The sequence below is a fragment of the Marinomonas sp. THO17 genome, assembly GCF_040436405.1.
Classification (GTDB): Bacteria; Pseudomonadota; Gammaproteobacteria; order Pseudomonadales; family Marinomonadaceae; genus Marinomonas.
On sequence record NZ_AP031575.1, the window covers coordinates 2,349,305 to 2,363,693 of the forward strand.

Consider the following 14,389-nt stretch of genomic DNA (forward strand, 5'->3'; position numbering starts at 1 on the left):
ACATGAGCGCTTTATTCGTTTTTTTATTGTTTGCAAGCTTTATGCTTATTCTTTTCTCAGGGTATCCTGTTGCTTTTGTACTTGGCGGCGTGGGCGTTTTATTTGCCGTTTTGGGCAGCTTTCTCGCGGATTTTGGGTATTATGATGTTGCAGAGTTAAGAAGCATTTCCTTTGTGGCTAACCGTCTGTTTGCCACCATCTCCAGCTACTCATTGATTCCCATGTCGATGTTTATCTTTATGGGCTACATGTTAGATCGTTCGGGCATTGCTGAGCGCTTAATCATTGCTATGCGTAAAATATTCGGCAATACACCGGGAGGCCTTGCCATAGCTGTGGTCATTATCGGTGTTGTTTTAGCCGCTTCGACAGGCATTATTGGCGCTTCCGTTGTTCTGCTATCCACCATTGCTTTACCCACCATGTTTCAAGCTGGCTATGCACGTTGGATAAGCGCAGGAACGGTAGGAGCAACAGGTTGTCTAGGGATACTCGTGCCGCCATCAATTATGTTGGTTGTCATGGGCGATCAATTGCGCATTCCCGTTGGGGACTTGTTTATGGGTGCCATCATACCGGGGCTATTATTAGCCAGCTGCTTTATTATATTTTTGTTAGTCTTTGCTCTACTCTTCCCCAAAGCCATGCCAGCTTTTCAGTCAGCACAAGAAAGCAAGCTGTCAACTTTGGCGGTCGTCAAAGAAATTTTCTTCGCTTTGCTCGCGCCTTTGGCATTGGTAATTGCTGTTCTTGGCTCCATCATTGCTGGCATTGCATCACCTACCGAAGCGTCAGGCATAGGCGCTGCCGGTGCGACACTCCTAGCAGTGAGTTCAGGAAAACTTAACTGGGAAGACTTGCGACAAGTATGTTACAAAACAGGTCGATCCGTCGCCTTTTTATACGCTCTCATCTTTGGCGCATCATGTTTTTCCGTTGTATTAAGAGGTTATGGCGGGGATGAAGTCATCGAAAGCGCGTTGCATGCCTTACCATTAAGTCCCGAAGGTATTCTCTTCTTGGTGATTTTTTTAGTGTTTTTACTCGGTTTTTTCTTAGACTGGATGGAAATCGTATTAATTATTGCGCCATTGGTCATGCCAATTTTGATTAACTTTGGCTTTGACCCAGTTTGGGTTGCGATACTGATGGCGCTTTGTCTGCAAACCTCCTTCCTCACCCCCCCAGTTGGCATGGCACTATTTTATACCCAAAGTGCAGCGCCCTCTTTGCGTATGAGAGAAATTTACAAAGGAGCCATTCCTTTTGTCAGTTTACAGCTCCTGGTGCTACTGATCGTGGCTTGGCACCCCTTTTTGGTTACCTGGCTACTCGACAGATGATTGCTATTAACCTTAGGGGGTTCGATTCAAGCCCCAATCGTAATCCAGATAGGTGATGTCCATTTCACCATCTTGTAAGGCTTGCACAGCTTGTGGGGTGAGAGATAAAGCGTCTTTGTAGGCTAATAGGAATTTCTCTAATGAGTCATAGCCCAGCCAGCCTTTAGCAAAGTCCTGCTTATACCATTTAAAGATAGAGGATAATTGCAGCTCATCTTCTACCAAACGGTTACGCGTTTTATCCGCCAAAAACAATCGTGTTTGCTGCTCTAACTGCCAATCCAATAACTCACCTTGGTAAGCTTCAGCACGCAAAGCAGGGCAACCTATACTGGCACAATTGACGGCGAAATGAATGCGTGGCTCTTGATACCGATCAGAGCCACGAATCATGTCATGTTCAATATTATCTAAAGTAACCTGCTTACCAAATAATGAGGCTATGTCTTTCGACCAAGGCGAGCGGAACAAGCTGCCCAAATCTTTAATAGAGTCCAGCTCGGGCCACTCTGTAAGAATTAGCTCAACCGTCCATGCATTGTAAGCATTGATTAAGAAAGCCAATTGCTCATCTTTTGAGAAGGCATCAAATTCGACTTTATCAACAGCAGATAGGGCTGCTAAATAGGCTTTCAGCGCTGATCTTTGTTCCGTAAAGCCTTGATAATCCACTTGTGTGATTTTGCCATCTTGCAGCACACGGACATGTTGCTTTAGTAAAGCGTCCCAAGCGGTATGATCAAAACCTTCCTTAGCGGCTGTGGTTTGCCCTAACACCGCCAATATCAATACCAAACTCATTAACCAATGTTTCATTGCTTAACCTCGACGCCAAGTATGGTATTTTTCCAGCCAATTCAACACTTTCTCCGGTGCATGGGCGCGTTTCCATTCCCCCGCTGCATATTTGTTCGCCTCGGCCCAAGTAGGATAAGTATGTATGGTACCTAATATTTTGTTCAGACCTAAGCCATGTTTCATGGCTAAAACAAATTCTGCTAACAAGTCACCCGCGTGTTCCCCTACTATGGTCACCCCCAAAATTTTGTCTTTGCCGGGCACGGTTAATACTTTGACAAAACCTTGGCCAGCACTGTCCGCAATAGCACGATCCAAATCATCAATTCCATAACGCACTACTTCATAGGCCACACCTTTGTCTTGCGCCTCTTGCTCACTCAAACCAACGCGAGCCACTTCAGGATCGATAAAGGTAGTCCAAGGAATAACTCGATAATCGACCTTGAAGCGCTTCAGAGAGCCAAATAAGGCGTTCACCGCGGCATACCATGCTTGATGAGCCGCGACATGCGTAAATTGATAAGGCCCAGCCACGTCACCAGCGGCATAGATATTAGGGAATAAGGTTTCCAGATAGTCATTTGTCACTATGGTGCCCTTGGTTTCAATACCCAGTTCTTCTAAACCGTAACCTTCCAATCGGGCCTGACGACCCACCGCACAAATGACATCGTCAAACTCTAATGCCCTTTGCTCACCATTGTGTTCAACTATGATGCGCTTAGTATCACCTTCTTGTTCAAAACGCACTGCATTGTGCTGAGTTAAGACATCCACACCGTTTGCTCTTAAAGTCGCTTCTGCTAACTCAGACACATCCTTATCTTCTCTGGCCATAAGACGAGCAGAGCGCTCAATCTGCGTGACACTGGAACCCAATCGAGCGAAACTCTGCGCCAATTCACAACCAATTGGCCCACCACCGAGAATCACTAAGCGTTTAGGTGGCTCATCCCGTTCCACAAACGCTTGCCATAAGGTGTCTGAAGTTAAATACCCCACCTCGTCTAAGCCAGGTAAATCCGGTACAAAGGGCCGTGCTCCCGTCGCCAAGACAATACTGCGCGCGGTCATGCGTTTTGTGCCACCTTCATGCAAATCAATTTCCACCGTCCAAGGATCGATGATCTTGGCGTATCCTTGAACCACATCCACGCCCAACCCAGTGTAACGCTCCACACTATCGTGCGGCTCCACCTGACGAATCACCTTCTGTACTCGCTGCATCACCTGCTTGAAAGAGAAACTAGGTTCGCTGCTTTGTAATCCGTATTGTTCCGCATGACGCATTTGATTGGCCACTTTGGCACTCTTAATCAACGCCTTACTAGGCACACAGCCATAATTCAAGCAATCGCCACCCATTTTATGTGCTTCAATCAAGGTCACTTTGGCCTTAACCGTTGCCGCGATGTAAGCACTTACCAAGCCACCAGCACCTGCGCCTATAACAATCATGTTGCGATCAAATTGCTTAGGTTTAGTATAACCTTGATATACTCGACGTGCTTTCAGCCAATCGAGAATTTTCTTCGATGCTAAAGGAAATACGCCTAACAAAACGAAAGACAACAACAAAGAGGGCGACAAGATACCTGATAAACTATCAATTTGACCAAGCTGAGTCCCTGCATTGACGTACACGAAAGTCCCAGCCAACATGCCAAGCTGACTGACCCAGTAAAAAGTGAAAGCGCGAATTCGAGTTAACCCCATCAACAAATTAATCAAGAAAAAAGGGAAAACCGGCACTAGGCGCAAGGTAAAAAGATAAAAGGCTCCTTCCTTTTCGATACCTTGGTTAATGGCTGCAAGACGGTCACCGAATTTAGATTGCACCGTCGCCTGCAATAAGTAACGCGATACCAAGAAAGCCAAGGTGGCACCAATGGAACTGGCAAAAGAAACGATCAATAAACCCCATCCTAAACCGAACAAGGCCCCAGCCGCTAGGGTCATAATTGCCGCTCCGGGCAATGATAAGGCAGTGACCAAGACATACAGCAGCAAAAAGCCACCACCGACCAAAATTGGGCTATCATTTCGCCAAGCTTCAAATTGCACTAAGCCGTCTTTCAAGCCGGTTAATGTCAACAGCTGGTGCAGATCAAAATAAAAAAAGCCCGTCGCCAGTAGTGCAATCAGTAACAACAGTCCTATCTTCTTCATTCAATACCTCATAACACAGATTGGCGCATTTATATAATGGGTTGTTTGCTATTAGACTGATCATAAAGCCCGTTTCTTACAGCATAATAGAAAATGCATGATAAGAAAGGGATAAACAGCAAGAATAGCAATAAGATAGACAAACTTACTGCGTGCTGCAGCATAGAAGAAAATTACGTAATTGCCTTGAGACGTGCGGCAAGCAGGCTAAACAAGACACCGAAGAAACATATCAATAGCACTAAACCAACAATGCCAAACAAACCAAACAGAGTCATCAGCGCCGCGTAGCTGGGTGGTCCAATGGTCGCTCCCAAATTACCGAATTGCGCCAACAAGCCATAACCCTCAGCTTGTTCTTTAGGGTTGCGTGCAAGGTAGGGAATCATCGCCAAGGAAGCACCTGGAATCATACCAAGACACAGTACTAAGCCTCCCAACACGAAGGAAAGCAACCAAGGGGAATGAGAAACAAACACTAAACTCATTGCCGCCAGCGCCACGCCAAAATACGCCAACAAAGCCACACGCTGCGGCCGCATCACATATTGTGCAATGGCACCCGCAAGAAATGTCCCACTGGTACTTAACAATGGCAGTATTATCAACATACTCTTATGCAATGCCTTGTCATTGATTAACCCCGGAACATAAGTAAGAATCGATACCAAGGTACAGGTATAAAACAAAAACACCAAACTTGGCAGTAGAGCCCGAGGATTTTTATAAATGCGTATCATCTGAGCAAGTATGCTGCCTTGATCACCCACCACAGGCAATAAAATCAGCAGCGGATTGTTTCTCAATATGAAGAACAAAATAATGCCTATGCCACTGATCAAGATGCCATGACTCAATAGCAAAGCACTTAATCCATGAATTTCTAAAATACTTTTACCCAAACCACCACATACCGCAAAAGCAACGCCAAAAAAAGTGCCCCAAATCCCCATAGTCAAGGATCTATGTTGTGGCGCACTGAATTTGGCAATAAGAGTAGGTGCTGCTACCACTACACCTAATTGAGAGAAACCTTCTAACAAACGTGTCACCATCAGCAAGTTAAATGGCGGTAAAATGGATTGCACCATAGACAAGGCACCGCCCAGTAACAAGGCTCCAATTAGCACTCGTAAATAGCCAAAACGACTGGCAATCATGCCTGCAGACACACCAAATATTAACCCTGCAATACCGACAATCGATAAGGACATCCCAGTTAAGGTCGCGCTTTGTTGGTAGTAGGCCAACAAAGCATCAAACGATACGGAAAACTTGGCAAATTGCATGGCCGCAGAAACACCCGCCAGCCAGAGTAAAATCACTTCGAGCCATTGAGTTTGAGATACAGTGTCTGGTGTTTGAGTGAGAGGCATGAATAATCCTTTGCAAGTCAACAATAATCCTGACTCTTTGTTCAAATTGCTGGCGCTATTCTATTACAAGGTGTGATTAAAAAGATAAACAAGCACAGATTATTCTTACAGATAATAAGGAAAGGGGAGGTTAGAACAAAGAACAGTATCGACCAAAGCTTAGCGAACAGGCTAAGCTTTGGCCAATATTATCAAGCGCTCTGCGACCAGGTATTCAATTCTGCTTTACGCAGCTCTTTGATACGTAAACCAATGTTCCCTAAGATCAACATTAGCCCACCAATAATCTGATAAAAAGTTAATCCCATTTCTAAGAAGTACCAGTTAATCACAGCAGCAAACACCGGGAAGGACAATTCTGCCAAGGTTGCCATCTGGGCAGGTACGGTTTTCAAGCCTTGATAGTAAAACCACATGCCGATAAAACCACTTAATAAGGCCATTACAATGACTAGCCCTATATCAGTGATTTGCATCGCCACTAAACTATCGGCCTGCATAAAGGCCAATGGTGCTAACACCATCAAACCGGCGACAAAGCGCCCTGACATAATGGCATTTGCTGGTACATTTTGCTTTGACAAGTATTTTCCACATACCGTTGCCGCGCCCCATGCGCAAACCGCCACCAAGGTAAAACCATAACCTTTTAAAATACTCATTTGATCATTTGAATAATGCCACTGAGCGTCACCTAACTGACGAAGATCCGGCCACATCATGACAAAACTGCCCAACAGAATGACGCCAGCCCAACGTACAAATCCCCCTTCAATTTGTTCTTTTAAGAACCAATAGGCCAGCAAGATAGCCACGATAGGCTGTAATTTTTGCAATAAAATCACCACAGTCGGGTTCAAGTATTGGAAGGCTTCTGTAAAGGCCAAAGTACCGACCGCCGAACCTATACCGCCAATGAAAAACAAGCAACACAAACTTATTCTAGACAAATGACGATAAACATGACGATAACGCCACAACATAGGGGCGACAAACAGAATCAAGGTAAGGTGTTCGATCAGAACGATTTGTAATGTGGAATAGCCAGCGCCTAACAATGGGTAACGAATTAAAGTATCCAGTGCCCAAGTAAAGCACGCTATCATGATAAAAAATGTTCCTGCCATCTTTGCTTTCTCCAAAAAATAAGATGCACAGGGGTGATGAAAACGAATACACCAAGCGGCGCGAAAAACACGCAACAGCCAATCTGCTTCTGAAATACAGAAACACATTGGCCTTGGTCGATCTTCTATCATCCGGACTATCACCGTCGGCTCTGGAATCACACCAGATCTGCTGACCTTAAAGCTTATTGCTTTAAGCGCTCGCGGGCTGTTTAAAAGACACACTTTTAAAGTCACCGCCGGTGGGGAATTTCGCCCCGCCCCGAAGTTCGATGTTTATGAAATTTCTATACCAACTCTAACCTTATCCCTCTAGATAGGCAATATGGCTTTTCTATTGCTTATCTATGCATGGCGCTATTTTGTTAAATTTCCAAGAAATACTAAGAACAAGACTAGGGAAGTCTTTTATATTCCGCTACACTCACCTGCTCGCTAATAGGAATGGGAAGAACAATATGCCTGCCTCATCAAAAAATGGACTTCTACTTGCTTTCACGGCATTTTTTTTATGGGCTATTGCTCCTATTTACTTTAAGGAGATGTCCTTTGTTCCCGCACAAGAAGTATTGGCTCATCGAGTTATTTGGTCCTGCGTACTCGTTTGCTCTCTCATCATTATTCTCAAATATGGTAGCGCATTAAAAGCCGTTGTTACTTCCAAACGCGCCATGCTGGGTCTACTCATTTCAACTCTGTTGATCGGGGTAAACTGGGGCACCTTTATCTGGGCCGTACAGAATAATCAGATGTTGAGTGCCAGCCTAGGTTATTACATTAATCCTCTTATCAGCATCATGCTCGGTGTTATTTTCTTCAAAGAAAAACTCGACCCTATCCGTCGCCTTGGCGTCGCATTATGCTTTTGTGCTGTGGTATTTGAAGTGGTGCAATTTGGTTCATTGCCTTGGGTTGCCTTAGTGCTTGCGATCACTTTTGGCATTTATGGTTTGGTACGCAAGAAAATTGCTGTTGACAGTTTTACGGGCATGGCAGTGGAAACTGGGCTGATGCTCCCCATTGCTGCATTGTATTTGATGCAAAGCCCTTCGCCAACGGCCAACTTTTTCGCCAACGACGCCACGACAAATTGGCTGTTATTCGCCTCAGGACCCGTTACTATGGTGCCTTTAATGTGTTTTGCCGCTGCCGCTAATCGCGTTAACATGACCACCTTAGGCTTCATGCAGTATATCGGGCCAACAGGCATGTTTTTACTCGCAGTATTTGTTTATGACGAGCCCCTTAGTACCGAAAAATTCATCACCTTTATCTTAATTTGGTCTGCATTAGGTGCCTTGATTTTTGACTCTGTGCGTCGTTTACGTAAGTCTCGCCGCACCCCCATGCATCCTGTTGAGCCAGTTTAATATGGTATCTATACTAATAGAAACTAGCCTTGCATAAGCTGCAAGGTTTTCGCGATAGGCTGTGCGACTTGAGATGGTTCCGGCATGGCTTTCTCCAAACATCTTTTTAACGCAACAGAGTAGTCACTTGGAATTTTGGTCACACTGTAATGCTGACTTAAGTGTTTAATGAAAGTATTTTTCTGGCGAAAAAAGAGATTCCACATTAGCTGTGCTTGGTCTTTATTGCCCGCATACATTTCCAGCAACTTTTCTCTAATCACATTAAACTTTAGATAATTTGCATACAGGTTCAAACCTTCGCGCATATCATCAATTTGTTGCTGAGAATAGGCTTCTATTTCTAACGAAATTTTTTCATCAAGAAATTCTGTCAACGCTAAGCAGGAATTAACCGCATTCACCGTCGCTGAAGCTGATAACGGAAAAACAGGGCAAAGTATGAATAAAATTATAAGACCTCGCTTCCAAGTGTTCATAGCATCTTCCTTTTTATTTTTTTTTAGGAATTGTACCGACACAATCACAGCTAAAGATTGAATATCTAATCCACCTTCAGTTCATTTAACTGAACAATATGAACAATATGCAAACTAACAAGGACAAAGTCAATGGTCGTAACCATTTAAAATATATAGAAAAAATAATGAGACGAGGTTTTATTTTATTAAACTTAAATAGAACAAAGAGTTAGCTATCAAGCTATATTAGGAGGTACTTTATTCAATTTTTTAGGATGTTTTTCCCAACGCACTTTTACTTCAAATTGCTGGCTATCTTCATCATCTGATGCCGTCACTTTTAAACGTAACAAACCTTTTGGCTCAATATTCAAAGTCACTTCTTTTTCATCACTGAAACTCAATTTACCTTTATGTAGGCCTTTTGAAAGGGCTTTCAAAACATCTTGAACATCATCTGCTTCTAATAATGCTTCGTATTTAAACTCAGTTTTTGACTTCATTTGTTACCCTTCTGCCTGACCTTCTTCATATATGCTCTGCAGTTCCTTCGCAGTCATTACCTTAGCGGTTGGGTAATCACAACTTAATCCCACAATGCCAGTTTCCTTATTGATCAAGGTGGCGCCTATACCATAATCGCTTAAGCCTTCCACTTTGCGGGAATGAGAATCCAAAGTAATATCCGCTTCAACATGAACCAAACCTTTCTTTATGGTAATGCGTTGTCCCTCCTGTCGATTAACATGGCCCTGTACAATCACATGAACCCCTGACTTATGCACGGCTTTTACTCCTCGATAAGTTAAAGGCAAATCCGCATCGCGATACTTGGTACGGAAGGTATTGGCAATGGAACTGTAATAAAAACCGAATAAGTCTTGACGCTTTAAGTTACGATGAAACGCTTTATTGGCGTATTTCGGCCCGCTTTTCAACAACATTTGTCCCATGGTATCGTCTAGCCCAGCATGTAAGAATAAAAACGAACCGCGCTTAGCGACCAGTTCCATCTTACGAAAAAACCAGTTGAACTCGCCTTTTTTATGCAAAAACAACTGCTGACACTTCAAAGAAGCAGCGTACACTTGGCGCAAGCTTAAACCGGAGGCGTGGCAATGCTTTTCAAAACTGTCATTTTTTGATGCCATTTTTCGCACTTCTCGCTCAATACCTTCCATTGTCAAAAAGCCCGCCGCGTGAAAAGGAAAGGCTTTAAACCAATCCTCGCCCGGGAACAATCGCTTGCGACAGGTTTCTTCATCTGGAATGTTCTTTTCCCACTTGCTGTTCACCAAGTACTGATCAAACACTTCGCGAAACAAAGGCACCACTTTCTTTCCCATACGCACAAACAAATGTTGGTTACCAACGTCTTTTTTACGTGCTAAAGCCAGCAAGCCCATTAATAAACGCAAATCATGATTTCCGGCCAATAGGGTGACCCGCGCTTTCAAACGATACAGCTGCTTTACACTGCGCAATAAGTCCAGATTACTGGGGCCCTTATCCAAACAATCTCCACCAATAATGATCTCTGTACGTTTGCCTTTTTTCGTTAATGACAAATGCCCTAAATCTGAATGCGTCTTACGCTCTGCCACGCCCGCTGCAATCAGAGAAGCTTCAAACGCCATAGCGTCCGCATGAGGATCCGAAATAAACACCACAGGGCGCTTCGGCCAACGTAATTTTCGCTGTCTATAATGAGATGGTGTTGCTTCCGCTTGTAACACGTTGCCATTAACAGAGCTCTTGTCTCGAGGCCAACTTGCCCACTCACTTGGCAAGCGAGCAATAATATCAGCATGATGAGGGCGAGGTTTAATAGTGGGTATTGGACTTGGCATAATCTGATTACCTAAATTGTGGACCATAAAACAAGGGCTCAACCCAAAGGAGACAATGGAAAGGCCGCATTATCCAGATGCTTTGTGACATTTTGGTGACGAGCGATCAAATAATGCACAATGTTTTTCATAGGTTTTGAACACTTAAAAAGTGCAATATCAATGCCTATATTGCATATCTTACACGCTTTTACCCTGACACCTTTTCCAACATGTCGCCAATCAGTTGATATGCCCTATCAAAATCCACTTTTCCACCGAGACGGAAGACATTCACATTGCGCAACGCATCCACATAATGAGGAATGGAATCGATGTCATTCAAATCGGCAAATTGTCCTTTAGCATCCTGATAAAAAGGCCCCGGGCGTTTACGTAAGCCTTCAATTGCCTCAGGTTGCTGAGTAAGGTCCACTGGTTCCATAAAGGTTGCGTCATTACTGTCCAAAGACCAATCCAGCATAATCAGGTTTTGCAATTCGCCCTCTAATTGAACACGCTTTGGACCATAATCGTCTTCAATTTGCACATCATATTTCTCTTCTAAAGACCATAGCTCAGCCGTTGACATAGCCAATAAAGCCTGTTGGCGATCATCAGGTAAAATGTGACGCAAGCGCTCAGAATTCAACAAGGTGCCAGGATTCACTCGCGGCAATTTCGCCAAACCTATGGTACGGGTTTGTTTGCCCTCTCGCTTGAGTAGAATACGATCATTTGTCAGAAAATCCCGCGAACTATCCTCTAGACAGCGCAACATAAGAGTCGATTTGCCGCCACCTGAGGCAGCCGCAATTGCGGTTGCTTGTCCCAGAAAAGTGAAAGCTGACGCGTGCCCAAGGGTAAAACCTTGGCGTAAATAATGGTTCAAAAACTGGTTATTTATAAAGTTGATAATTTGCGCTAGGTTGTTCTCACAAGGCCCCAAAGCCACGACATTATTGGGTCGCTGTAAAAAACTCATGCCCGTTTTGAATTTCTTAATCCAACGGCCTCCCGACACATCCAGATAGCCTTCCTTACGACCCAACTTTCCCTCTTCTCGTGGCACTTCCAACCAATCCAGATCATCACCCACAGCAATCTGCTCAATAACATACAACTGCACTTTATGCTGTGTTGTGGCACCAGATGAAAGAGTTAAATAGCTTTTGTAATAGGCTTTTAATGCTAACGCTATATCCGCTTGATTAGTGCGTACCTGAACATGCTGCTCCGCAAATTGGAGGTCCAATGTTTCATGGCAAGTATCACAATCAACAGCCACTTCATTTAAATCCAAGAGATTATTAATCATGATGACAAGAGCTCCTTGATGACATACTCTGCATAGACCTGCGCTGCGTCTACGCCACAACCTTCTAACGCCCCTTTGAACCCACCAAATGCCGATACCTCAAACACCACAGGCCCTTGCTCGGTTAACGCTATATCCACTGTTGTGAAACTTAAGTCATAACAGGCCTGAGCCTTGTAACCCAATGCGATCAAATCCTCATCTGGTGTGTAAGCTTCGTATCGTCCACCGCTGTGAATAGTCGTATTCCAAGAGTCTTTATTACCCACTCGAGCGTAGGTACAAAGATATTGCCCTCCCACAAACACCATGCCCAAATCACGGCCATCTAGATTCACCTTTTGTTGAATATAATAAATGGATTGAGCTTGGCGATATTCCTCTAAGGCATTGCGCACCGCCTCATCGGAATCAAATTGGCTCAACATCATCATGCCTCGAGCCTTAGTAGAATAAAGAGGTTTTAGAATCGCTGAGCCAAACTCACGCACCGTCACAAAAGCCTGATCCACACTCTCTGTAACTCGGGTTTTCGGCATGGGAATCTGCCCTTGCTGTAATGCCAGAGTACCCGCCAAACGGTTAATGAGATTACCGATACTCTGGGTCGGACTAAATAAACGCACACCCGCTTTTTCAGCGAACGCCAACATGCGTAAACGGTCTTCTGTGGCCGGAGAATAGGCTTTGCTAATTTTCTTAATAATTAACCCATCCAATGCCATCAAGTCGATATCTTGAAACATCAATCTTTGGCTATCAAAACAGAGTTCGACTTGACTCATATCTATCACAGCGCGAAAGCCTGTAAGCGCTTCCAGTCGATCCGCCAACACTTCAGTGGACCATTTTCCAGGGATACCAATGACCCCAATTTTCGGTTTATTCAAAATACAGATCCTTTAACGGCAAGGTAAATTTTTCGGCTTGTTGAGGCGACAAAGAAACCAGTTTTTCCAACAAATAACGTGATCTAAGATGCATTCTTGAAGCCAATTTTTTATCAAAAACAAATCGCGTCGAGGTGGCAAAAGAACGTGCTAAACCCGCCGCCAAACGTAACTCAAAATGCGTGTCCTGCTGACGCTTGGCAAAACGACGACCAAAGTGATAAATGTCTTTCGCCGCCGACATCATGCGTTGACGCGTCGCTCCATCCACCACAGGCAAACGATAAATAGACACCATCAACACAGACAAGTCTTGCACATAATCAAAATAGGCGGCACGGTGCAGATCAATAAAGTGAATTCGCTTCTCCACTTCATCGTATATCAAGTTATCGACATTAAAGTCACCGTGGGTCAGCACACAAAAAGGGGCACACCATTGAGCTTCTCGCTCAGCAACCTTTGCCACCAGCTCATCAAAACTGGCTACGCTATGCTGACAAATATGTGTTTGGTGTTTAAAAAACTCGCTGTGAACTTTGCGACAATCTGGAATACGTTTCGCCAATTGCTGCATAAATTGCGGATTACAAACTTCTGTTGTGAGTGTGGTTTTCCAAGTGCCATTGAGTGTTTTGAACAGTCGCTTTAAGGCTTCGAACAAAGTATCTTGATGATTACCGAGTAACAAAGTTTCTAATGTTTTTCCTGGAATATGTTCAATCAGCAAAGAGGATTGTTCTCCCTTACTGACTGCTTGCGATAAAACATTTGGTGCCAGCTTAGGGTTAATTTGCTGCCAATGTTTCACCCCTTCGATTTCTTCTTCAATCTTATGAGGCTCGCCTTCTTTATACACAGCAAGCACTTGCTGACCATCTGCTTTCTTATGAGAAATAGCGGCAATTGCACTGCCTGAGCGAGTTAAAGCTAAGCGGCGTACTTTTAAATCGTCCAAGTCATAATTAAGGCTAGCGGCACTATTCAAAAGATGACTGTAGTTTTGCAAGCTCGCAACTTGCCCCAAGTCAGACTTAATTAAGGCATCTGCCACCTGATTCAATTGCTCTATCAAACGCTTGATACAGGCATTACTTAATAATGCCGCTTTCAGTTCCGCATCCGTTAAAGTGAGCTTGACCGCCAAGGTATCCACTTGCAACTGTTCATAATTCGCTAGCATTTTCGACAGACGTTTGCCCAGTTTGATGCCTGTTCGACGTGGTTCGTCGGTTAATCCAACCTTAACCAAATTCAGAGCTCGTTTGAGCTTTTTCATCAGCTTACTATTCTGATCGGCACTGGGGTGTTGATATCCCTCCGCTAAGGTTGCTTCTTCAACACATTCTAAGCAAGCAGCTGCCATTCCCTCCAATGCGTTTGCTAAGACTCGTAACGCGTTCACTCGAGACACAAAACGACTCTTTGCTTTACGCCTTTGCAATAAACCTAAGGCTTCCGTATCCACTTTTTCCCGCAAGGTTTGCACATAGCCTCGTCGACCACGTATACGCGGCAAGATATCAGGAGAACAAGCTGAATAAAACTGCACTACTAGCTGACAATGTGTCTCTACCTCATTAAGGAGAAAATAAACGTGCTCATGCAGACTGGACAGATTTGTAAGCGAAGGCATAACAACTTTTACCTTAAAATAACCATTTTCACTCTAGCGTTCTCAGGCAACAAGTTAATGACACTAATA

General features: G+C 44.1%; 12 protein-coding genes and 1 riboswitch. Of the genes, 2 read left to right on the top strand and 10 right to left on the bottom strand.

All coding sequences use genetic code 11. From position 1 onward, the window contains the following. Positions 1 to 2: 2 nt before the first annotated feature. Positions 3 to 1,343: a TRAP transporter large permease subunit gene (locus tag ABXS85_RS11230; protein WP_353666623.1), complete on the top strand. Its 1,341-nt coding sequence runs from the start codon at positions 3 to 5 to the stop codon at positions 1,341 to 1,343. A 12-nt stretch (positions 1,344 to 1,355) separates the two neighbouring features. On the opposite strand, the gene ABXS85_RS11235 is transcribed toward ABXS85_RS11230, so the two are convergent. The 4 genes from ABXS85_RS11235 to ABXS85_RS11250 form a co-directional block, all read right to left on the bottom strand. Then, complete coding sequence (locus tag ABXS85_RS11235; protein WP_353666624.1) at positions 1,356 to 2,159, bottom strand: DUF547 domain-containing protein; 804 nt, start codon at positions 2,157 to 2,159, stop codon at positions 1,356 to 1,358. A 3-nt stretch (positions 2,160 to 2,162) separates the two neighbouring features. Further along, a complete protein-coding gene (locus ABXS85_RS11240) occupies positions 2,163 to 4,313 on the bottom strand; it encodes an FAD-dependent oxidoreductase (RefSeq protein ID WP_353666625.1) in 2,151 nt (716 codons plus the stop codon). A gap of 173 nt (positions 4,314 to 4,486) precedes the next feature. Beyond that, positions 4,487 to 5,689, bottom strand: a complete 1,203-nt coding sequence (locus ABXS85_RS11245) for an MFS transporter (protein ID WP_353666626.1) — start codon at positions 5,687 to 5,689, stop codon at positions 4,487 to 4,489. 191 nt (positions 5,690 to 5,880) lie between these two features. Continuing rightward, positions 5,881 to 6,948 carry a DMT family transporter gene (locus ABXS85_RS11250; protein ID WP_353666627.1) on the bottom strand — a complete coding sequence of 356 codons (1,068 nt, stop codon included), beginning with the start codon at positions 6,946 to 6,948 and terminating at the stop codon, positions 5,881 to 5,883. Next, positions 6,933 to 7,090, bottom strand: a riboswitch (FMN riboswitch). It overlaps the preceding gene by 16 nt. 184 nt (positions 7,091 to 7,274) lie before the next feature. On the opposite strand from ABXS85_RS11250, the gene rarD reads away from it, so the two are divergent. Next, positions 7,275 to 8,186, top strand: coding sequence for an EamA family transporter RarD (gene rarD, locus ABXS85_RS11255; protein WP_353666628.1), 912 nt, complete (start codon positions 7,275 to 7,277; stop codon positions 8,184 to 8,186). Between the two features lie 23 nt (positions 8,187 to 8,209). Here the strand turns inward: rarD and ABXS85_RS11260 are convergent, their stop codons facing one another. From ABXS85_RS11260 to ABXS85_RS11285, 6 genes are all read right to left on the bottom strand, one after another. Next, positions 8,210 to 8,665: a hypothetical protein gene (locus ABXS85_RS11260; protein WP_353666629.1), complete on the bottom strand. Its 456-nt coding sequence runs from the start codon at positions 8,663 to 8,665 to the stop codon at positions 8,210 to 8,212. 218 nt (positions 8,666 to 8,883) lie between these two features. Next, positions 8,884 to 9,150: an amphi-Trp domain-containing protein gene (locus tag ABXS85_RS11265; protein WP_353666630.1), complete on the bottom strand. Its 267-nt coding sequence runs from the start codon at positions 9,148 to 9,150 to the stop codon at positions 8,884 to 8,886. A gap of 3 nt (positions 9,151 to 9,153) precedes the next feature. Then, positions 9,154 to 10,497 (bottom strand): metallophosphoesterase, encoded by a 1,344-nt coding sequence (locus ABXS85_RS11270; protein WP_353666631.1) that lies wholly within the window; start codon positions 10,495 to 10,497, stop codon positions 9,154 to 9,156. A gap of 190 nt (positions 10,498 to 10,687) precedes the next feature. After that, positions 10,688 to 11,794: an HprK-related kinase B gene (locus tag ABXS85_RS11275; RefSeq protein WP_353666632.1), complete on the bottom strand. Its 1,107-nt coding sequence runs from the start codon at positions 11,792 to 11,794 to the stop codon at positions 10,688 to 10,690. Then, positions 11,791 to 12,684, bottom strand: coding sequence for a GAK system ATP-grasp enzyme (locus ABXS85_RS11280; protein ID WP_353666633.1), 894 nt, complete (start codon positions 12,682 to 12,684; stop codon positions 11,791 to 11,793). Before ABXS85_RS11280 ends, ABXS85_RS11275 begins: the two co-directional genes overlap by 4 nt. Further along, the gene (locus ABXS85_RS11285; RefSeq protein ID WP_353666634.1) at positions 12,677 to 14,320 is read right to left on the bottom strand and encodes a phosphotransferase; all 1,644 of its coding nucleotides are present in this window, start codon (positions 14,318 to 14,320) and stop codon (positions 12,677 to 12,679) included. Before ABXS85_RS11285 ends, ABXS85_RS11280 begins: the two co-directional genes overlap by 8 nt. Positions 14,321 to 14,389: the final 69 nt, after the last annotated feature.